The sequence below is a fragment of the Pseudomonas sp. EA_65y_Pfl1_P113 genome, from assembly GCF_963970525.1.
GTDB lineage: Bacteria > Pseudomonadota > Gammaproteobacteria > Pseudomonadales > Pseudomonadaceae > Aquipseudomonas > Aquipseudomonas tritici.
Genome location: NZ_CAXAQM010000125.1, coordinates 1 through 865 on the forward strand (window position 1 = coordinate 1; position 865 = coordinate 865).

Here is an 865-nt window from a genome sequence, read left to right on the forward strand (position 1 = left end):
ATTTGCCGCTTTATCGTCAGGCGCAGATGCTGGCGACGCACGGTATCGCCATCGACCGTTCCACGCTCGCCTTCTGGGTCGGCTATGCCGCCCAGGAATTGAAGCCCTTGTGGCATCGTTTGCGCGCGCTTCTGCTCGAGTCCTCCAAGCTTTGTGTCGATGAGACCCCGGCGCCGGTATTGGATCCGGGGCGCGGCAGGACTAAAACCGGCTATTTCTGGGCGCTCTCGCGTGATGACAGGCCTTGGGCCGGGCCTGATCCACCTGGGGTGGTCTACGCCTATGCACCGGGCCGCGGCGCCGTTCATGGCTTGCGGTTGCTTGAGGGCTATCGCGGCATCATCCATTGCGATGGCTATGAGGCCTACAAGACCATGACTCGAGAGACGCGTGCGGACGCACTGTCCGCGACGCTCGCCTTCTGCTGGTCGCATCTGCGACGCCAGTTTGTAAAGATCGAGCGTGAGGCTTCGCCGGCGCCGGCTCCAGTTGCCCGCGAGGCCCTCGAGCGCATTGCCCAGCTCTACGCGATCGAGAAGGCACTACGCGGTCGATCTGATGCCGAGCGCCGCGTTGGCCGACAAGCGCATGCCCGGCCTCTAGCCGCAGCCTTGAAGCAGTGGTTTGAGGCAAAGCTTGATCACCTTGCACAGAAGAGCGACACGGCGAAGGCTTTGCGTTATGCGCTGCGTCATTGGGATGGCCTGACGCTCTACCTTGATGACGGGCGCATCGAGATGGACACCAACGCGGTCGAGCGTGCGATGCGGCCGATCAAGCTCAATGCCAAGAACTCTCTTTTTGCCGGTTGCGACGAGGGCGCCGAGAGTTGGGCCGTCCTGGCTTCGTTAATCGAGACCTGTAA

1 protein-coding gene is annotated in these 865 nt (G+C 62.2%); it reads left to right on the top strand.

Going from position 1 to position 865, the window contains the following annotated elements; all coding sequences use genetic code 11:
• On the top strand, positions 1 to 865 hold an 865-nt coding region (locus AACY52_RS28620; RefSeq protein ID WP_339561112.1), incomplete at both ends, for an IS66 family transposase.